This is a genomic window from Natrialba taiwanensis DSM 12281, assembly GCF_000337595.1.
Taxonomy (GTDB): Archaea; Halobacteriota; Halobacteria; order Halobacteriales; family Natrialbaceae; genus Natrialba; species Natrialba taiwanensis.
The window spans coordinates 1-21128 of record NZ_AOIL01000038.1; the positions used below are offsets into that span (position 1 = coordinate 1).

At 56.3% G+C, this 21128-nt stretch carries 12 protein-coding genes and 1 pseudogene; all 13 read right to left on the bottom strand.

Features of this window, described 5'->3' with window-relative positions:
* Window positions 1–2267 precede the first annotated feature (2267 nt).
* Entirely contained in the window at window positions 2268–3803 is a 1536-nt protein-coding gene (locus C484_RS10340) for a primase-associated protein (RefSeq protein WP_006825890.1), read from the bottom strand.
* Window positions 3796–4722, bottom strand: coding sequence for a hypothetical protein (locus C484_RS10345; RefSeq protein WP_006825891.1), 927 nt, complete (start codon window positions 4720–4722; stop codon window positions 3796–3798). The genes C484_RS10340 and C484_RS10345 overlap by 8 nt, the downstream gene beginning before the upstream one ends.
* A gap of 55 nt (window positions 4723–4777) precedes the next feature.
* Window positions 4778–9331: a type IV secretion system DNA-binding domain-containing protein gene (locus C484_RS10350; protein WP_006825892.1), complete on the bottom strand. Its 4554-nt coding sequence runs from the start codon at window positions 9329–9331 to the stop codon at window positions 4778–4780.
* A complete protein-coding gene (locus C484_RS10355; protein ID WP_006825893.1) occupies window positions 9318–12089 on the bottom strand; it encodes a helix-hairpin-helix domain-containing protein in 2772 nt (923 codons plus the stop codon). The genes C484_RS10350 and C484_RS10355 overlap by 14 nt, the downstream gene beginning before the upstream one ends.
* Window positions 12089–13039 carry a hypothetical protein gene (locus C484_RS10360; protein ID WP_006825894.1) on the bottom strand — a complete coding sequence of 317 codons (951 nt, stop codon included), beginning with the start codon at window positions 13037–13039 and terminating at the stop codon, window positions 12089–12091. The genes C484_RS10355 and C484_RS10360 overlap by 1 nt, the downstream gene beginning before the upstream one ends.
* Before the next feature lie 6 nt (window positions 13040–13045).
* Window positions 13046–13438 carry a hypothetical protein gene (locus C484_RS10365; RefSeq protein WP_006825895.1) on the bottom strand — a complete coding sequence of 131 codons (393 nt, stop codon included), beginning with the start codon at window positions 13436–13438 and terminating at the stop codon, window positions 13046–13048.
* A 117-nt stretch (window positions 13439–13555) separates the two neighbouring features.
* A complete protein-coding gene (locus C484_RS24320; RefSeq protein ID WP_006825896.1) occupies window positions 13556–13927 on the bottom strand; it encodes an AAA family ATPase in 372 nt (123 codons plus the stop codon).
* Window positions 13893–15023 (bottom strand): AAA family ATPase, encoded by a 1131-nt coding sequence (locus C484_RS24325; protein WP_006825897.1) that lies wholly within the window; start codon window positions 15021–15023, stop codon window positions 13893–13895. Before C484_RS24325 ends, C484_RS24320 begins: the two co-directional genes overlap by 35 nt.
* Before the next feature lie 6 nt (window positions 15024–15029).
* Entirely contained in the window at window positions 15030–16529 is a 1500-nt protein-coding gene (locus tag C484_RS10375; protein ID WP_006825898.1) for a hypothetical protein, read from the bottom strand.
* 82 nt (window positions 16530–16611) lie between these two features.
* The gene (locus C484_RS10380) at window positions 16612–18402 is read right to left on the bottom strand and encodes a hypothetical protein (RefSeq protein ID WP_006825899.1); all 1791 of its coding nucleotides are present in this window, start codon (window positions 18400–18402) and stop codon (window positions 16612–16614) included.
* A gap of 79 nt (window positions 18403–18481) precedes the next feature.
* Window positions 18482–18820, bottom strand: a complete 339-nt coding sequence (locus tag C484_RS10385) for a hypothetical protein (RefSeq protein ID WP_006825900.1) — start codon at window positions 18818–18820, stop codon at window positions 18482–18484.
* 68 nt (window positions 18821–18888) lie between these two features.
* The gene (locus C484_RS24330) at window positions 18889–19122 is read right to left on the bottom strand and encodes a hypothetical protein (protein WP_239640965.1); all 234 of its coding nucleotides are present in this window, start codon (window positions 19120–19122) and stop codon (window positions 18889–18891) included.
* A 171-nt stretch (window positions 19123–19293) separates the two neighbouring features.
* Window positions 19294–19554 (bottom strand): annotated as a pseudogene (locus C484_RS24335) (HNH endonuclease); the annotation flags it as partial.
* Between the last annotated feature and the right edge of the window lie 1574 nt (window positions 19555–21128).

Genomic DNA, 21128 nt, shown 5'->3' on the forward strand with positions numbered 1-21128 from the left:
GCAACATCGTCTTCGTCTCTCCTCAAGCGTACCAGCGTACTACCACCCCGCGTGTACCGCCTTCTCGAGTGGTCCGTACACCACCGATATCGAACCCGCCGGTCACCCACGTCGTCTTCCCGTCAACCGACTCCGGTTATCCAACACTCGGACCGCCATCGAGAGGGCTCCGTCCCCCAGCTGGTCTCCGTCTCGATCGTCACCCAAAGGACCGACCGTTCCAGCTTCCAACCTTCGGACAATCCCCGAGAAGCAGGACCACCGGACTAAGAGGGACCAACATTCCACTCAGGGGAAAGCCCGGCAGCACAGCGACCACCGGGAGCGAGCGAGCAGCCCGGAACCTGGAGGAGGGCGGGTGATCGTGGGAGGGCGGTGCTATGCGGTGCGGTCCTCCTCTGCTCGCTGCTCCATNCCTTCTGTACGGCTTCCGCATCCAGGACTTCATCGAACTGGCCCATGCTCGCAGCTGTACTCGGATCGCTCGGCGCAGATCCTGCCGTAGCACCGCCACTTCCGTATAGTACGATCGTGCACTCCTCGGTAATTCGTGGAACCGTTCCTGACACTCCAGACACGTGTACTCGAACTCTGCCCGGACGTTGTTCTGGTGCCCCTCGAGTTCACCCGCTTTGCTGTAGTGGAACTCCTCGTACACGAGCTTCTTCGAGACGAACTCGCGACCGTCACACCGCGGACACTGGTTCATCATCAGCGGCTCGTCCGATCCCTGCCTCGAGACAGTACCCGATTCCATCGGTGCAACCCTGGCCGGTTCACCCTCACTGCTCTCCTTACTATCCTCGGCTGAACTCTCGTCTTCGTCCACTGTGGTATCAGCTTGGTCTGCCTCCGATTTGTCTTCCTCGCCTGGCGCTGCTCCTTCTCGAACCCCCTCGTCGAATTCCTCGCTCAGGTTCTGGTCGTCGTCCTCTGCCTCTTCCGTCTGGTGTTGGTCAGTCCAGCTCATATCCCGACTCACCCCTCTCAGGTGAGTGAACAACACTGCCGTCGCGATCACCTAGCCTGACGTTCTCCTAGCTGCTCTTCNCTCACCACCGCCCTCGAGTCCCACCTCACCGTCGACGTCCTTGCCCACGGCCACATTCTCCCCTCGAGGAGAGGAACCCACACTGTACTACCTCCCCTCCAAGTCCACTCTATCCCTATCCTCAAGCTCTCTTCCAAATTCCCCGTCACGGCCTGACTCCTAGCTTGTACGTTCCTTCAGCTCTCATCTCTCCTCAGCTTCATCTCCAGTCCTCTGCCCCTCTACTCCGATCACCACACACCACCCTGTTCTCCGCTCTTCACTCGTTCTCCAGACCTCCCTCTCTGTTCTCCCTCTCGCCTCGAGCACCATCCTCTCTCTATTTCTCCCACCCCTCTTCTTTCTCTATTGGCACCTCACATTCTGCTCTCTTTTCAACTTTCTCTCACATCTATTACCTTGTCTCACACCCGTTCCCTCCCCCCTCTCTACCGCTCTCCATTCTCCCACTGATCGTGTTCTAAAAATGCTTCTCACTCCTCTTTCATTCCCCTTCCGACCACCCCTTGTTACTGCCCCTACCTTCCACCCGTTCTACACCCAACTCAATCCCTCCATTCTCGAGTCCGCACACTCCTCCAGACTTCACCTCCAGTTTCTGATACATACACCTTCCCNCCCGTTCTACACCCAACTCAATCCCTCCATTCTCGAGTCCGCACACTCCTCCAGACTTCACCTCCAGTTTCTGATACATACACCTTCCCTTGCCCTCTGAACTCGCCACGTCTCAATCCCGTCGCGCACACCTCTCTTTCTGCACAAACCCCCATTCCTTTGGACGATTTTTCGTCATTCACGACCGGATTTAAGCCCTCAAATCGTTTTAAACCCCCGTTGCGCATATCTAAGGTCGTAACAATACGCGCAACGAGCAAAGATTTCAAGCACGAAAGTCAAAAAACGCGCAACAAGGGGTTTCAGCCACCCAACTCAGCCGATTCTAGATTTCAATGTTCAAATTGAGGAACGGCAGAAGAGACAGTTAGATGTCACATTCTTAGAAGAATCCCCCTTATCCGCTGATTTCTCCATCATCAAGGCTCAGATAATGCGCAACGGAATACTATCTCTTGGATAATGGTTGTAATTAATATATTCTAGATATCATATTGGTTGGGTAGAATAGCACCAAATCCGGTTTTTAGATCTTCTGTATAGTTTCGAAAGAAATAGCCTAAAGAGAGGGTTGAATCCGATGTGAGTTTCCTCTATATTAAATGGGGTCGGTTTCCTCGAGTTGGTCGTACATGTCGTCGGGGAATGGGAGGCTGCCATAGATTGAGTAGGGGCACTGCTCTTTCCCGATACAGTACCGTTGCATATCGTCATTATTACAATTCATTGGCAGGGGTGTGTTCCCCTCGGAACCAATGCCACGGTCGCCCCGTCGGGCTTCGTACTTGATCTGGTAGGCAGAGATCTCTGGATCGAACCATGGCCACCGGCTGAACAGGTCTTTGAGTTCATCAGTGATCGCGTCGACGGGCTTCTCGCGATACTGCGGAAGCCACATCACCATCCGAACGAGATTGAAGAGGTCTTTTCGGACTGGCTTTTCCTCTTGGAGCCGTTCGTCGAGTGCTGCCAGACAAGGTAATTCAAATAGGTCTTCGAGTTCCATGATTTCAAGTGGGCGCGATCCCCCGCCCGAGTGGCCGATGCGATACGTATTGACGCGGTCACTCCGATCGATCGTCACCGACCGATGTGACGTAGAATTAGCGAGTGTTTTTGCGACACTACGGTGGTTGGACAGTTGCCCCAACTGAGCTTTCTCACCCTCGTTCTCTGGTTCGTATGCCTCGAGCGCGTCGGACAACTCCTGAGCAGTATGAAACTCGCCGATCTGAGTCTGGGGTGACGCTCGCACCGCATTTTGGAGCAGTCGGACGATCTGCTCGCCTTGATCCCAGTTTTTCCACACCTTCTCGTACTGGCCGATCTCGAGGGCGTAGTCAGTCCGTTCGGTGATGGCAGTTTCGTGCTCTCGAAGCCACTTGCGTTGTGGTTCACCGAGTTCATCCTCTTGAACTGTCTGTAGCCGGCCAAAACACCGCTTGGCGTACGATCGATAAGTGTCATGGAGGTGGTCGAGCGGGACGTAGAGATGATTGTTCTTGATCTGCGTTCGAATCTCGCCCGTCTCATCGCTACTTGTGGCTTCGGTGGATGCTCGCGCGAGACACTTTCGAGAAGCAGCCGCCATTGGGATCTCGACGTAGAGATCGTACTCATTTTCGGCAGTTTCCACCTCGTCAAATTCGGGCATTGGTTTGACGCCCGTACAAACGCGACCTGGGTGGGGACCGTCCTGACTGGGGCCTTTCGCGTAGAGGACCTCAGCAATATCCTGATACAGAGTCGGATCGTCGTACTCATGCACAAGTGCGAGGAGATTGGTCGCGAACAGCTCGCGGATATTATGAAGGACTTGATTCCGACGAGGCGGCGTGTCTTCGAAGCGGGGTTGTTCGCTCACGCAAACTGTACTGAGAGTAGCCAACAATACGAGCGTGGCAGGTTCGTCGACGAATGGGTACTCGAGCGGACGGTTGCGCTGGGAGCTCTTGAACGCAGCAGTCCCGAACTGTTCGAGATCCGAAAGCAGCGTCTCTCGGTCTGGCGTATTATCGACGACGTAGCGGTCGTACCCGCGAGTGAACAGTCGAACGATCTCGTTATCGGTGTAATTGGTTGGGATCGCTGCAGCGAGGTAGGCATCTCGGTCAGTCTCTCGTGGGTCAATCATGGGTGAGTTCACTCTCCGTTTCAAGGAACTGTGGTCGGGCTTCCGTTCGCGGATCGAACGCTAGGCTCTCGATCGGCTGGACGACGCGACAGACGTCAGCGTGCAACGAGTAGGGCACACGAAGCAGACGACTCCGGTCGGCGGTCACAACGGGATCGATCGGAATCTCATAACGCTCGAGCAAGAGGTCGTTGAGCACTTCTCGGCTTTTCTCATCGTACCCGTATTCAAGATCGTCGTCGAGCAGGTAGACGTGAACGCCTTGACCAGAGTAGACAACCATCGTCTCCTCGGCAGCAAACACATCCGTGAAGAGGTCTCGTGTTTCGAAGCCGTACTCGATCGCACGGTCGATATCCTCGAACGAGTAGGGATACCCCCTCGGATCGGCATCACGAATCTCGGACTCAGCGAGCAACGCGTCGTCACGACTCGTATCTGCCGATTGGATCTCGAGGTCGTTCTCATCAAGCTCGCGTTCAGCGCGTGCTGTCGCGATGTCTTTCGCATCGATATCGACCGCGAGGACCCACGATCGGTCCCAGTTGTCTAACCCGTAGTAGACGCCATCCGAAATCGGATCGCTCTTCTCGAGCAGATCGGGATCAGCCAACACGTACTCACTCCCTTGGAACGGGTCATACCGTGCGGGAGACTGGATGAACGAGACGAGTTCTTCGAAGTTGTTAAAGTTCTGTGAGACTGGCTCGCCATCTGAGCTGGTGCGCCACGTCGGCCGTCGGATGAAGTCTCGGTCAGGTCGCTTCTCTTTGCGGATGGGATGGCGTTCGCGGAAGCTGATCCCGAACTCTTTCGGTGCCGTTGGTGTGATGAACGGCGGCAACTGGTCTACATACTTGGGGAACTCCTCGGTATAGTACGCATAGACCTCGTCACGGGTTGCCTGTCGCCAGGTCATAAGGGTCTACCACCGGTGAATGCGAATGTCATGTCAACAGTCATTTTAACCTCGTTTAAGTCAGCTTCCTGAAGGTGTGGATAGTCGTCATTCCATCGGCTTCGAATCCTTCGACTGCCTCCTGGAGAAGTGAAAATGAGTTAGCTGTTCGACCGCTCACATTCTCAGGGAGACGTTCTGCATCGGCGAGTACATTCACGATCTCGCCAGCGTCGTCACGTGATGGGAATGCCCACACGGCATCCGCGTCGACCGCAGCCATCTTCTCGTAGTCACTCACAACTGCTTCCGCGTTATTTGACGTCATCTCTACTTCTCCAACCCACACGAGTTCGTCATCAACGTCGAACGCGGCAACGTCGAACACCGTCTCCGAGGACTGCTGGTAGTATCGCTCCACTCGATCGACCGCTTCGAAAGTCTCGAGCCAGCACACCAGGAGTTCGACTCCAACTTTGTGTGGCGTCTTCTCTCCAAGATCACCAATCCCCGGTTGGGCGGTGACTGTCTCATCCAGAAGCTCTCGGCCAGCGGGCAGGACCGTATAGTACGGTCGTCGATCTACTTTCTCTCTTTCGAGCAGTTCGAGTTCGATCAACACATCAACGTCAACCCCATCAAGGTCCTCTTGCAACTCCTCCATCCCTTCCAACAGCGTGTAATCCGGGAGGTCACGATTCATCGCGTCGAGGACGCGTTTGAGGAAGATCGCGTCGTCTCGCGAGAGCCCCCGCTGCCGGAGTTCACGGTCCGAGACTGGGCACTCCTCTTCATCCGTGGACGGATCGAAGAAGGCGGCTCCATTTGCAACGCCAACTGGATCATCATCGGTGGTCTCCACGTCACTGCTATCATCTCGATCATCGTGCTGATCGTCGGCCCCATCGTCAGGACTGGTTTTCTCGAGCGGCTGCTGGCCGTCTGTGTCCTCACTCTCTTCGTCGAACTCCACCGTCACTTCACTCTCATCTTCGTCCAGTGCTGGCGGTGCGCCAGCACACCGATCTGTGTCGCTCCAATTCGACCACTCCATCGCGTCCTCGTGGGTCGGCACGTACAACCCGTATTCGTCCTCAGTCCGCTCAAGTACTTCCGGCAGAAGCTCTTCGTCGAACTGTTGTTGTTCGGCCGCCGTCAGCGGCTCGTCGCTTTCTGGGTGCCCGCTTATGATCGGGGGCGAGTGCAAAGTCAACGGCGCTGGTCGCTCCTCACCGAATCCAGGGGAAACGAGTTTCGTGAACCACTCGCCCGCTGCCATCCGGTTGTTCCGGTTCCGGACATCCTCCACAGACAATTCGTCGTGCGTGAACGTCTTCGCGAACCGGTCCTTCATCGAGATATCACCAATCAGTTTCGTATGCACCTCCGTCAGCAGTTCCTCGTACGCACCATTCCCATTGTGGAACTTCTTGACCTGCTCGGGGTACTGCATGATGAACCCGAGGCTCAGTCCCGACGATCGACCCTGAGGGAGCAGTTGATCGGCGACCAGTTCAGTCGCGACGAACGGTGCAGCCTCTTCCATGATGACGTTGACCACGTTCTCAGGGTTCGTCCGCCGCCGTCGTTGGATCGAATGCCACAAATCACTCAGCATGACTGTGGTGAACCCACGCTGGGCGTCGAGCGTGAGATCGCCGAGGTCGAACAGGATCGTGACATCTTCATCGAGGAACTCACTGAAGTCGAAGTGGGTCTCCTGCTGGTGGAAGCCGTAGAGATCGTCTCCGGTGGATTCGGCTTCGCGACCGGGTTTGTGTCGAAGCATCCAGTGAAGGTGGCGATCCTCTTTTAGTTTGTTCAGCCGGTTCATCACCGCCCCCATCGTCGTGTCGAACTGGTTTTCGTCCTTGGCAAACTGTGCGGCAAGTGAATCGTGGATGTCGGCATTGATCTCCGAGACCTCCGGCAACTCCTGATGATGGTGCATTCGCGTCGCGGCCTCGACGAGATCATCCAACCCGAAGACGTCGTCACCGTGTTTCGGATCGAACAACGCTTGGATCAGGAACGTCAGAATTTCGTTCGCCACGAACGCCTGTTCGTACTTCTCCGCTCCCATGATCATCCGCATCAGCTCGTGGAAGTGGTCGACTTTCTCCTTGACTGCTGTCTCTCGATCGTTCCCCTCGAGCGCTGATCGAATATCGAAGAACGAGATGGCTGGGAGTGTTCCTGGCTCACGGAAGTAGTACACGTCGTCGAGATTCCCGAATTTCTTGTAGTGGGCCATCAGGTAGTTCTTACACATGTTGTCGCCTTTCGGGTCGAAGAGGACGTTCGGGCCGGGTGTCGTCTCGGCGAGCGAGCGCAACATGTGGTACGTGACTTGGCTCTTCCCGCTCCCAGTCGCTCCACAGAGCAACCAGTGGCGCGACTGACGGTTTGGTGGTAACCGAAGGGGGCCCTCGACGGTACTGTTGGCATCCTGGCCGAGGACCATCCCCGTGGTATACTGACGGCGTTGGGCGGTGTCCAACCCAGGAAGGGTCGTGCGGCTTTCGGGATTCGCATGGGTCTCTTTGACCGCCTCGTCGGTGAGATGCTCGGTACTGGGGACGATGACCATGTTGCAGAGTTCGGCGGGATCGAGATGGAGGTCGGGTTCGGATCGGCTCCCCCGCCCACCAGCGACGACCTCACCTTCGAGAAACCGATTGAAACAGCGTCGCGACTGCTTGCGCCGGCTGCGCTCAAGAACTCCTTTCTTGTGGAGGGTTTCGCTCTCGAGTTTATAGTAGTCACCAGCAAGTGGATCGAACACGGTACTCAGGTTCCGTAGGTCGTGTTCGATTTCGGATGTGTCGCTCAGAGACGAAGTCGTGGGGACAGTCACCGCCCGCAGGTTGGTCGTGAACGTATGCCCCCAGTCTTCGTTTTTGATCTCGGCGATGCGCTCAGATCGAGATTCACTGAGTGACTCTGACCGCGATGAGGACGACTCGGTGTTCTTTGGACCGCGTACGAACTCTTTAAAGGCCACGGCGATTTCACCAGCCAACGTATCACGCCCCTGTTCGATTTCGGTGATGTGATGCTCACCTTCGCTGGTCAGATCGGGCTCGCCTTCGAATGCGGCCTGGAAGACGATCGGGTGATCGGTGGTTGCAAAGTGATCGATCAACACAGTCAGCGGCGCGTGTGAGGTCGCCTTCGTCCGATCATCTTCATTCATCTGCCCATCGAACTTCTTGATCGACGCCATTGGATCTCCACGGCCGGTCCACCGCAATCCATATGGTTCAACTTCATCCGGATGTGGCCGAGCAAGTACTCCCTTACCAGTATCGACTGGCGTCTCGAGGGAGAACGTGAGCGATCCCGGATCACGGTTTTCTGTTTCCTCTTTCACACGGAGTGTCTCGAGGTCAACGCTCGGGAGCTGCTTGCCGAGTGGGTAACTGGATTCAGAATCGGACTCAGAGTCGGAACCGGAATCAAAAACCTCGGAATCAGACTCCTCCGTACTGGTGCTCTCTTCAGCTGTGAGATCGCTATCGTCCCGATCGACCTGCTCGCTGATGGCCGTTGCTCCTCCGTCAGCTAACGTTGGCTTGGAGCCACGGACACGAACGAGTGCCTCGACTTCCGCGGGCGTACACTGGAGCGTACCGTTCTCGAGAGCGGTCTCGAACTCATCGTATGAGTACTGCTGTGGAGTGATGAGCTTCTCCGCAAAATCAACAGTCATACGTTCGATTTCCACGGAGTCGGGGTAGGCCGAGTTGAGCCGATCATAAAGCGTGGACAGGTGTTGCTCGCAGGTGTAGTAGAATTCGATCGGAGAGTCTGTCCCGTCGCTGTAGATCACAAACTCGAACGTGAGCGGGTCGGGATTCGAAAGCGGGTTGAGCTGTTGCCACCACGACAGCCCACCTCGTCGGACGTCGTGCAAGGGACGGACCTGGTTGATGACTTCCTGTGGCGGTCGTTCACCTGTCGACGGCACAACTCGGATGTACTCTTGGGTGCGATCGAGCGGCGAGCTAGCGGACGCCTCAAGCTCGAGCACTCGTTCGTGAAGCTCTGTTGGGTCCTCGATCGCCCAACACTGAATTTCGGGCGACGTGTGGTCGAACGTACTGAACGTGACGATGCCATACGACAACAGCTGGCCGACGGGCGACTGGTGAAAAGTGGTGTCGACGACACGGTCGAGTGGGAGTTTCGTGAACCCATCGCCACGAATTCCCCGCGTGCGGACATAGAGTTTCTCCGACGTGAGGACGTACGTCGTGCGAAGCGCCCGAACAATCGGACGCACACCGATCGCGACGCCTACCAGGCCAACCAGAAACGGAACAGCACTCAGCCACCAGAGTGGAATCTCGGCAGTGACGAGTTCTGTCTCGAGCATGTAGGGCTCGAATCCGACGAGCGACGGTCCTGTTGTGACCCCGGCGATGCTCTCGGTCGCCAGAGCGATCGCGACCGCCACGAAGACGAGTGTGGCCAGATACGTTCGAAATCCGCCTCGAAACAGTGGTGTGCCAGTCCACTGCACGTCCAGGTCGGAGACCTGCTTCACTTGCTCGTCCTCTGCAACGATCCATTCAAGGGATTCAGCGTCGGTATCGGGGGGACTCTCGGTTTTCTCAGTCGTCTGCATCGGTTGTCACCTCCGTGCTCGAAGAAGCGTCACCACTCGCGGTCTCCGATTCACACATCGAGCTGGCAGCATCAGCCCAATCGTCAAGCAACATGAGCGGGATCGACGTCTCCTCTGAAAGCGACTCAGTATCTGCCACGGCAAGATCGCCAACCGTCTCGACACCCACTTCGGCGAGATACCCTGCGTACGTCTCGCCGACTCCAGAGATCGTGGTGAGATCGTCTTCTTTATCCGCTCCCGCTTCAGCACATGACTCCTCTACTNGATACCCTGCGTACGTCTCGCCGACTCCAGAGATCGTGGTGAGATCGTCTTCTTTATCCGCTCCCGCTTCAGCACATGACTCCTCTACTACCTCCTCATTCGGTTCTTCTATCGCTTCTTCATGCGGTTCTTCCGCTCCCCCATCTCCAGCTGTTGTCGCTTCTTGACCGGCCTCAGCAGTCTCACCAGCGTCCATCTCGTGGTATTCGGTCTCCACATCGGCTCGCTCCCGATCGGCGTGCTCGACGACCGGCTCATCGGTCTCAGACTCCTTGTCGGTCTCATCTAAATCCACTTCCTCGAGCACCGACTCTGGAATCTCGTACTCATCGAGTCGGTCCTCTGCGGCAAGGTATTCGGCGTCGTCAGCGTCGATATATCGGTTCTTGGAGAGGTATTCCCATGGATCGAGGTCGTCGTCGAGGACGCTGACTTCGTAGTCGTTCACATGGAGTGCAAGTGGTTTCGACCACTCATTGGCTTCAAGCAAAAACTCTGAGTAGCCCCCATCTTCCCCAGTCTGGGCCGTCGTGAGGAACGTTTGCTCCGAGGGGGTAAGGTCGTGGAAGTCGATCATCTCGTCGCTGACCGACTCGTGGTGGAATATTTGCTTGATGTCGCAGAGATTGTACACGTTGCGTGCTTTCTCGGCAGCCTCCTTGGACTGGTCGTCCGACTGGGCGACGAACTCATCGACAGTCTGGGAGATGAGTGTGATTGCGGTATTGAAGTGACGACTATGCCGGATGAACAGATCGATCATATCTGTCGTCGCCTCCCGCCGCAACAGGTAGTGAGCCTCGTCGATCGTCACCTGTGTACGGCGGTCGTGATCGCTGGCCGCTCGCTGGTAGATCCAGTCGAACATCACGTGCATGAACAGTGGTGCCTGCCCTGTGTCGGAGAACATCGACATGTCGATGACGACTAAGCGATTGTCGAGTTCGACGTTCGTCCGGCCGGTCAGATTGTCGTTCTCGCCGCCCTTCTGGAACGCCTCAAGACCCAGCAGCAATTGGTAGGCGTACTGCTCGTCACCATCCCGAAACCGTGTCTCGAGCTTGTCAATCTCGGGCCATACTCGCTCGTCGTTCGCATCCTCGTGCAGTTCTAGGAATTCCGATGGCAAGCCACCGTCTGCAATTTCTGCGAGGATATCAAGGAGATCCTTGATCGTCGGGCTTGTGTTCTCGTGGGTCGCCGTCTCTTCCGTGATGCCGTACTGGAGGTAGGCAAGCCGAACTGCTCGCCGCAGGATTCCCTCCTGCTCCTTGCTCAACGACTGCTCGGCTACCGCCGAGAAATGGATGCGAAACAGCTCCATCACCGAGCGCAATTTCTTCTTAAACGGATCGTCCACAGCGTCGTCGATACCGCGCTGGATCTCAAGCGGATTGACTGTGTTATCGCCGCCGAAACGGATCACTTGCCCACCAAGATCGTTCGCGAAGTCGACGAAATCTGCAAGCGGATCGAGAACGAGCATCTCGATCTCGGGGTCCATCATCAACCGATGGTACATCTCGTGTTTCTCGGCGAACGTCTTTCCGGAGCCCATTGTACCCGCAATCGCTTTCGAGTACGAGGAGAGCTCGTATCTGTCGAGGATTACGGGTGTGTCAGTCGTATCAAACCCATAGAAGATCCCCTCGGGATCTGTAATCACCGGCTCGATAAACGGAAACATCGTGCCGATGGCGGGCTCCTGCATCAACTGGGTCGACTTGATCGAATCATCACCAAGCGGGCCGAGTGCGTCCTGTGATTCGACCTGGCGCTTCTCGAGGGGGACTACTTCCGCGTTCGCGGTACTGAGCGAATCGACGACGCGTTCGGTCGCCTCGTTGAGTTCCTGTTCGGTGTCGGCGACCACTTCGATGTAGATCGCGAAGTCGAACAGCTTCGTCTCCCCGAGGATGATGTCCCAGATCAACTCTTGAACCATGTCACGGTCGGCCTCCTCCTCGTGGGTGTCGGTCTGGCTCTTCTCGTGTTTCTTGTGAAGGCGAGCCCGGAGCTGGGTGAGGCGTTTCTGCAACTTACGGAGAACCGACCCAGTATCGCGTGGCTGGATGTGTTGAGTAACCCGAACATGATCATTCGTCGTATACAGTTCATCGAGCCAGCCCAAAGGGACGCGTTCAGGGTAGCCGTGGATCGTCAGCGTACGGACGAACTTGTCGTTGCGGATCATGTACCCCGATTCGAAGAAGTTGGAGACCTCTTTCAGCTTTCGTGGGGCGATGATATCCCGGTCGGCAAGCGACTGTTCGGTATCGTCTTGCACGACACCCAGTCGGAACTCGCCTTCGTCGACCTCCTCGAGTTCAAGGAGATGCTCGGCTTGCTCGCGGATGTTTTCCTTGGTGAGGTCGTCGCCGTTGGCCTCGACGATTGATGCTGCCCGGTCGAACGTCTCGTCATCGATCTCCTTGAGCGTGTGCTTATTACCCGGGATGAGACGAGAACGAAGCCCTGAAAGAAGGCCCATCAGTACTCACCCTCCGTTTTGGTCGCTTGGTTGAACTTCTCGAACTGCGGGTCGACGTGGTTGTAGTAGTGGTACAGAATTTCCATGGTTTCCTGACGGTCAGTTACCTGGTTGATCGAGACCTCCGTCCGTCCGAGCTTGTTTGTAATCCGGCGCTGTCGCTGTCTCACTTCGCGAATGCAGAGCTCAGTTCGTGCATCTTCGTGTGACTCGCCAAACGGCGTGTGAGCGAGCACTCGCGAGCAGGCAGCGCCGATAAGCGGGAGATCGCCAAGCTGGCTCAGAACGCTTCCCGTGTCGAGATTCTTGTGAACCTGGTCGGCGTCGACGCGTGTGACGATGTAGAAATCGCGTTGTTTGAGGTCGGCGTCTCTGATCCGGTCGCTCGCCCACTGGATATAGAACTTCCGTCCGTACTGGAGGATCGGCGTCTCTTCTCGGGTAGTCGTACTCGACGATGCTGTGTAGAAGCGCTCAAGGGGTCCCGTGAGGTCGAACGTTTTCGGGTAGCAGGGGACGGCCACGCTGAACTCGAGCGACATCAGGAAGGACATGTATGCGCTCATCGTGTCGTGTCTAGCCTGTTCACTGAGCGAGAGCCAGTTCTGCGGATGGACTTTTAAGAGGCCGATGTAGCTGTCGCCGTCGACGGCGATGCCATCCTCTCGGACATAGTCGAAGCTGAGTGCCTCCTGGGTCGTTGTCGATTCACCAAGACGATCCTTGAGGTCGAAGTGATCGCGCGCTCGGGAGCGCTCTCGAGCGGTTGGGAGGTCCGTGTCGATATCGTCAAGGAAGTTGTCGAGTGCTCGCAGGACCTCGAGGTCGGACTCGGGTGTGGGCGGCGTGTGGTCACTGGTGGCAGTCGGCTGGACAACGGGCTCCTCGTCCTCGTCGTGTGGTTCTGTGGTTGTGTCAGTGGCTGTCTCGTCGGTGGGTGCAGTTCCCATCATCGATCACCGTCCGTCAGCTTCCGCGTCCTGCTCGGCTTCGATCGTCTCGATATCGAGGCCAGCCTGCTGAACGTAGACGACATCCTGTGCGACGGGTGACTCTGGTTCGGGTCGCGTGCTCCGGTTGTGGTACTCGTTTGTGCCGAGATAGTACTCGGCGGCGGCACGAGCATAGCTGATGGGGCGCTGCCCGGCGGGGGAAACCAGCAGGGTGAGAATGCCGATAGCGAGTCCGATCCCGCCGGCACCCAGGAACAGTGACCCAGTGAAGCCAATGCTTTGGGCGATACCCATAGCCAGGAACGGAACCACGAGAACCTCGCCAACTTCTCGAGCGGTCAGCCCGAAAACCAACTTCGTATTAATGACACGCCCTGCGATCGGGAATGTTTCCATATACAATCTGCACGTCTTAGGAGTGTCTAGTTAAAAGTTACTCACTATTAGATATTCTAGTGGAGTGCCGATTTTAAATGACCTTACGATCCAACCTACCTCTTGCTGGGAACGGGCTCAAGACTGTTGGTCTGGTTGGTCTGGGAGCGACATGTGGAGATCCTCGAGCGTGAGTTCGTCAGCGTCGTGTTCGGCGGCGCGCATCGCGGCGTCGTCGACAATCCCGACGATATCTGCACTACTGAGTCCCTCTGTCTGCTCGGCCATCTTCCTGTATGAGTTGGCGTTAAGATTCGTCGGCAACTCGTCGAGGCGGACGCGGAAAATTGCCTCTCGAGCGTCGCGATCTGGAAGCCCAAGTTCGTACTGCTGGTCAAAACGGCCACGACGAGTGGCTGCCTCATCAAGGAGTTCAGCGCGGTTCGTAGCTGCGATTACAAGGTAATTCGGGTCATCAGCATCCAGATGGGCAAGGAACTCGTTGACCACCTGAGCATGCTCGCGGTGAAGATCGTTGTCGCGTGACGCGAGGANAATTCGGGTCATCAGCATCCAGATGGGCAAGGAACTCGTTGACCACCTGAGCATGCTCGCGGTGAAGATCGTTGTCGCGTGACGCGAGGAGTGCGTCGATCTCGTCGATAAAGATGACGCATCGATCGAACTGTGCAGCCTCCGCAAACAGTTGGTTGACCTGCTCGGTGGACTCATTGACCCAGCGCGATTTGATATCGCCCGCCGAGAGCTCGAGATACGGGTGGCCGAGTTCACCGGCAATGGCCCGAGCGAACAGCGTCTTGCCTGTCCCTGGAGGTCCGTGGAAGAGAATGCCGTTCGGGGGGGAGATGTTGAAGCGTTCGTAGGCGGCATCAAGCCGGGTCAACGGACGGATCACCGAGCTCTCGACCTCCGTTTTGAGAGGTTCCATCCCACCAACGTCCGCAAATCCTGTGTCGGGCGCAGGCTGCCAGCCATATTGAAGTTGGGAAAGAGTGGGCTGCTCTTGAGCCGGTCCATTGCTGGAGTGGGATGTCTTCTTGTGTTGGGTCTCGGTTTTCTCTCTCTGGGCAGTCGCGTCCACGGCGTCCGTCTGCTCCCCTTCTTCCGTCGCGACTTTCTCATCGAGAAGTTCTACGGTGGTTCCAATACTCACAGATAGCATCAGTGGAACACACGCGAGCCAACTGGCACCCATATACCAAAAGTTATCAAACATAGAAGAGACTCGGAGCGGAGCAAGGATGCTTGCGAAAGCGGGCCAATTAGTCTCCCAGGCAGGGAGAAACCATACCGCTGTCAATATCGATGTTCCAATGAAAGTTCCAATCAACCAGATACGATCCGCTTGTTCAGACTTGTCACCATGGAGTGGGTAGAGACCACCAGTCAGCAGAAGTGCAGTAAATGGGGTTGCCATCCAAATCACGGGGATTGCAATTAGCGCTATAATTGGATCGGAGAAATACGCTACAATCCAAACGATTCCGAGTGGAACAATGACATAATTCGCAGTAAAGAGACTGAGAGAAATGACGCCGACAACGACTTTCTTCAGGACACTCTTGGGTTGGGATGTTCTGTCCATCTTCCGTTAGTTATTGTTGTCGTATTCATCCAGTGTCTGTTGACTCGATTCCGGGTCTGGAGATGTGTCGGCGGCGTTGTTGCTGGCTTCGACTGCGCCACCACTGGTCGATTGTTGAGTGGACGTATCGATAACGGGGTTTTCCCGATAGCGTTCCAACCCGGCCGCCGCCCACTCGGTCGGGGATTCGTGAAGATTTCGAGGCCCATAGGTAGCACCAGCTTTCATGTCCGAAACTGCGCGTTTTCCACCTCTCTTCGCACCAGATCCTATTTTCTTACCTCCGCTCATATATCTATCCGGGACTTTCGACGCGGCTGTACTCCCAACTGCTGCTTTCGTTTGGCCTATGCGTGATCCCACGCTGCTGGCAGCACTGCTCGCCCTTCCACCTGTCTTTCTGTCGCCCCATCTGGCCCCTCTCGACCCTCCATACCTCGCTTGCTCCATCAGTTTAGTGCGTCGCGACTTCCCCCCCGACTGGGTCGATGAAGAGGGTTGCGTTTGAGAACTCGAGCTGCTCTTTACACTCCGACCGAGGCCTCTCGGCGACATTCCAGCCATCATGGCTGCTTTCAGCCCGACAGCCGCGGGGGCGACCAACCCGATCAGCCAGAAGAGCATTGCTTCGACAAGTTCGCCAAACTCTGCCTCAGTTGCTTGCTCGCCTTGGACAGCGACATCCGAATACGCCCCGACGGCTGCCGCACCTGCCTGCAACAGCCCGGCCATCACAATTCCTGCGAGCAGCATGTACGCTGTCGCCCGCAAGAGCGTTTTCGCGATCGCCGAGCTGTGGCGAAGCGGCCCGAAATCCAAGTACAACATGGCTCCGAGAATAGGGAGTAAGATGAACGTCGCGTGGAACAAGAACTCTCGAAACACAAAGACCCCGAGGGAGAACAAGATACCCCCAACAGAGACCAAGGTAATGATGATCCCACCGATGATGGCGCCAGTGCTCAGCGCGGCTGCCCCGCCAAATCCAGCCTCGAGAATCTCAGGGCCGAACGCAGCGCCATAATCATCGACGTAGACATGTAGAATGATCGCATTCGTCAAAAGGAGACTAAAATGCATGATTTGGCGGGAAACGGCCACGAATATAATCACCTTTAGCGTTTTCCAGACCAGCATGAAGTTCGTCCCCTCACGTCGATCGGCGAACGGCTTGGAGGCAATCCCAGCCATGAAAACGATCACCAGCAGTTGAGGGAAGATATCCAGATTGTGCTGGAAAGCACCCTGCATCGTCGGATCATTATAGGGGCTATCAAAGATGATGAATGAACGAATGCCGCTCGCAATGAGGCTACTGATGAACCCAATGATTCCGGACAGGATGTAGGTGAAAAAGTCCGAGACCCAACCGGAGATAAACGCGACGGTGAGGGGGACACCGTCAATTGGAAGGAAGGCACTGCTCTTCTGGGCCGATACCAGTATCGTGGGGTCAACGCTTTCTGTGATACTTGTGATCGAAGCGGGCAATCTGAATCCAGTCATGGGTTGGATGGGGTCTCTGTTATGGGTGTAGCTGCCGTAGAAGGGCTGTTCAACCTCACTGTGCTAACTCGATTTCGAAGCGTCATTTGTTTGCACCCCTCATATACGCGAACGGAATATACAAGATTACAAATGCAATGATCGAGACGAACGCCCCAGTGAAGCTCATCAGTAGCTGGTAGATGTTGAACGCCTCTGGCTGGAACGTGATCTGGGCCTCAGCTGGACTGTAGTACCCCTCTTCAGCTGGATCAGTCTCTCCCGTGAACGAAGCCCTCACGTAGAGGTCACGCCGTTCGACGACTGCGGTTCCATCCGAGTCGGTCGTAACCTGTCCCTGGGCAGCCCCGTGGAGCGAGAGTGTCTCGTCGGCGAGCGCGTCGCCGGTTCCCTCCTCAAACAGGTGGAGTTCTGCGTGCGTGTCATTGAGAATCTCCATCTCGAGCTGAGCGTCGCGCTCTTGGACAGTCTGTGTCGACACCGGGATTGGATCGCCGTGGATATCGCGAACCTCTGCGATCGGCTGCTCTGCGTTTGTAATGGTGAGCGTCGTCTGTCCACGTGGTTCTACCGAGGAGAGATTGATGTCCCCATCGAGCGGTGCTGATTCAGATGCGAAGCTGAAGCTGTTCGAACTTGTCAGTTTTGGTGGGTTAGCGATATTGATATTCTGTCCTCCATCAAGTGTAGGCCGATCTCGCTGTGCGGCAAGTTGCTTCTCGAGGATGTTCGGGAACGGAACAGTCTCCTGTTGGGTTGCTGGCGCTGGTACCGTCGCGAGGGACTCGGTTTGATCCGGCGAAATCGATAGCTCACCTGCTCGACCGCGCGTGGCACTCTCGTACTGGCGCTGTGAGTAGACGCCCCAGATATTCTCTATCTTGCCAGCGCTTTCTTCGAACGTCGCAGTACTCCAGAGCCGACGTTCATGGAGCGTCTCTGGGCCATCAAACTCGAGGATGAGCCGGTCGATGCCGTCGTCTGATTCGATTATCGTCTGCTCTATCGAAAGCTCTTGGTTCGTCGTAACGACAACGGGGGCCTCATCTTGTACCGTGTGAGAGTATTCGAGCGTCTCGGTATCGGTTGTATTCGTTGGCACCCAATCACCCTCTTCACGGATGTAAGTTGTCTCCTGGATAACAAGCGTTGAAGTGATCGTCGCCTCCACCTCCATCGTTGTCGGCTCGATTGTGTTCGCGTCGGAGTAGGTGAGCTGCTGGGGCGTCTCTGAATTACCACTCCAGGATTGGGACCCAATCTCGAGTGTGCGGTCGACCTCCTGATCGGTAAGTGTGGAGTCGAGGCAGGTCCGGGTTTCATTGGTCGTAGTGCAGGTCCTCTCCGGGATGCGAGTTGCATAATCAAGGGGGGTGAGAACCGTTCCATCCTCCGGAACCAGCATTAACTCACTCGAATTGTCGTCTTGGGGACCTGCTTCAGACTCCAGACGTGTCTGTGTCCCCTCCGCTGTTCCAAGGATTGTTACGTGAGCATCCGTGACGAGTGTACCATTCGATCGTTGTGAGTCGGGAAGCCAGAGGCTTGTCGACTCGGTGCGCTTGATTGACTGGAGCTGCTCAAGCCGGTACTCTTGCAGTGTCTGCTGATCTGGGCCAACCTGATATGGGGGCTGGGTCGTCGAGTAGAAGATATCACGGGCTTGACTCAGCTCTGCTACTGAGATATTCTCTTCTTCATCGACTTCCTCGAGGTCTGGGAGCACGAACGGTGGAACTGAGCCAGCCTTGGTGTCCGGTTTATCAGAGATGAAGATGTCTGTTTCGTTGGCCGTTGTCTCTGCGGTGGACGTCGCCGCTGCACCGCTAATTGACAGTGTCAGGGTGACAACGAGAAGAAGTACAAGTGACAAACGTTGGCCATCCATTCGTGGGTGTGGGGTGGAAGGGGATCGGTTGAGGGGTAAGACGTGATTCTGTTGGGTGTGCTACTTAGAATGGAATCCAGGGAGTGACCATCCCGGGGGCGAGATTTTCGAAGAGCGTCACGAACACGTTGTAGCTAACCGAGAGGATGATCATGCCCGCCCCGCCCCACATACCTCGCCAGCCCCACTGGGCACGGTCGGCATGTTTGCGGGAAACGAACCACGCAGCGGCACCAACGAGAAAGACAATGACACCGATCTGGCCGAGTGTCGTTGCGACGAATGACTCAATCTCCGACAGCGAGTTGTTGATCTCGCTCTCCTGGGCAGCAGCAACTCCGGTTGTTGCGATGAATGCAAACAGGCCGGTCAGGACTTTGGCTCCTTTCGTTCTGTATGCCATGCTCGGACCTCTTAGCTACTAGTATTTATATTTAATCCTAGATGGGGGGATGGGTACAAGTCGGAAGGTCACTGAATGTAGTCACAGGCAATAGCCCATGCACCGAGGATGACTGGCGGCCACACGATCGCCCCAATGAGTCCGAATTCGGGGCTCAATCCAAAGTCGGTCCAGGCAACCGCCGTCATCACAGCGGCCACGATTCCCAGTACACTCGTGACGAAGAGTGGTTTCGAGACGACCACCAGACTCCCCAGCAGTGTCGCTCCCACCAGGAGGGCAGCCTCTCTCTCCACTGCCATCGGGGCATATCCTCCTGAGAGCGCGATCAGCCGAACAACGAGGACGGTCCACAGAGCAATTGCCAACGCTGCAAAAATCCCTCGTGCAGTCGCTCGCAGTGACCCAACCGTATACACATGCGGGCCGTCCCCTACCCAGTCACCAGTGAAGATATCGTGGTCGTGCTCGTTCTGGTGACACGGTTCACACAGCGTTTCCAGATTCGACAACTGGTTCGAGCCACCGTCCGACAACGGAACGACATGGTGGGCGTGGAGCCGAACGCCCTCGTCACCAGCGTGCGGACCGCTTTGGCGACCACACGATTGGCACGTCCAGTCGTCGTGTCGGTAGACCGTCTTTCGACGGGCTTCCCAGTCTGGCGGACGATCCCCCGAATACGTGTCGGGATCGTCGTAGCGTGAGTTGATCTGTCTCTCGAGTGTGCTCATTCGATATCGATCCTCGCTTTCAACTTGAGCAATAATTTTCCAACTAGATATATAGATATTTTGATGGAGTGAGTGAGCGATACAGGAGAACCGTGATCTCAACGGGAAGCCTCCAAACGGACCCTCCCGTGGACAGATGACGGCCACCGAATTACTTCCGAATCGGTCCCTGGATTAGACCGACGACGGACCGATCGAGCGGTATACGAGCTAGTAGCGGTTCGTTGCTTACAACCGCGTGCTGTGTGTATTGTTTTACTCGTGTTTGATGGATGAGGGCTCACGCCCGGTTGGATGGGTCGGGGACACGGTCCCCCGTGGACGTCAGATGTCCCGTCAGCATCGTCTTTCTGTGTTGTCTCCCCAGGGATCTCGACTTCGTCCATGATCTTCACACGACGTTCTTTGCTGGTCACGCCACTGCGACCGCTCTTGGTCTTGGTAATCACGATCCGATCTTTCGTGAGGTCCTTCATTGCGCCGATCGTGCGAGTGACGAGTTTCTTCGCGTAGGCGTCGTCAACAGCCCCACGTCCGAGTTCTCGGCGGATCCAGTGCTTCATCTCGCTGGCATCGATGTACTCACGGACACCCTTGCAGCCCTTCTTCCAGGGGTTGTCAACCTCGCTGTCTCGAGCCTGCCAGAGGCGCGCTGCAAGATAGTCGCCCTTGGTCTTGGCTGTCCGGTCGAGCATGTCGTCGTCCATCTGGGNCCTCGCTGTCTCGAGCCTGCCAGAGGCGCGCTGCAAGATAGTCGCCCTTGGTCTTGGCTGTCCGGTCGAGCATGTCGTCGTCCATCTGGGCGAGCTGCTGAATCGGAAGGAGATCGCCGTGGGCGAGCGTCGTCGCACCGCCACGACCGACGGGATCCTCGCTCTCGGGCATGCGGAGGTAGGTCTTACCGTCCTCCTTGGAGATCTTCTCGAGGAGGCCGTCGACGACGTCGACGCCGTACTCTCCTTCGCCCTTGTCGCCTTTCGGAACATTCTCTTCGAGGAGGGGTGCGCCCTTCTCGAGTTCGCGCCCCTGTAGCTCTTTGAGCCGGTCAGTGTTCGTGCTGGACTTGTTCAGTGCCCCGATTGCGGTGCCCTGGACTCGTTCCTGCTCGGTCTCGAGTTCGCCGATCCGCTCGTCTTTCTTCTTGTTCGCCTTTTGGAGTTCCTCAACTCGGTCCTCAAGTTCGTCGATCCGCTCGTCTTTCTTCTTGTTCGCTTTTCGGAGTTCCTTGTTCTCGGTCTCGACTGTGGATACGCGAGCGCGGAGTTCGCGCAGGTCGTTTGCTAGCTCGTGGTTGGTCGGTGCATCCGTCGGTGTTTTCGTTGACATTGTGTTTGGGTCGTCTGCAGTTGGTTATCGGGCAGTACATCTACTCGACACCAAACGCTTCTCCAACGAGATTGCGGGCTATTCCTAGGGCATGGAACAGCACAGCCGCTACTCGAGCGGAAAGCTTATGTCACCGGACAACCCAAGAGAAAGTAGTCCAATCCCTTCTCTTGCGGTTATCTGCGATGAGCCGCTGGTGTGTTATGCGTTGTGTTGTTCTATCTTTCCCCTAGTCGCTGGTCTGTAGG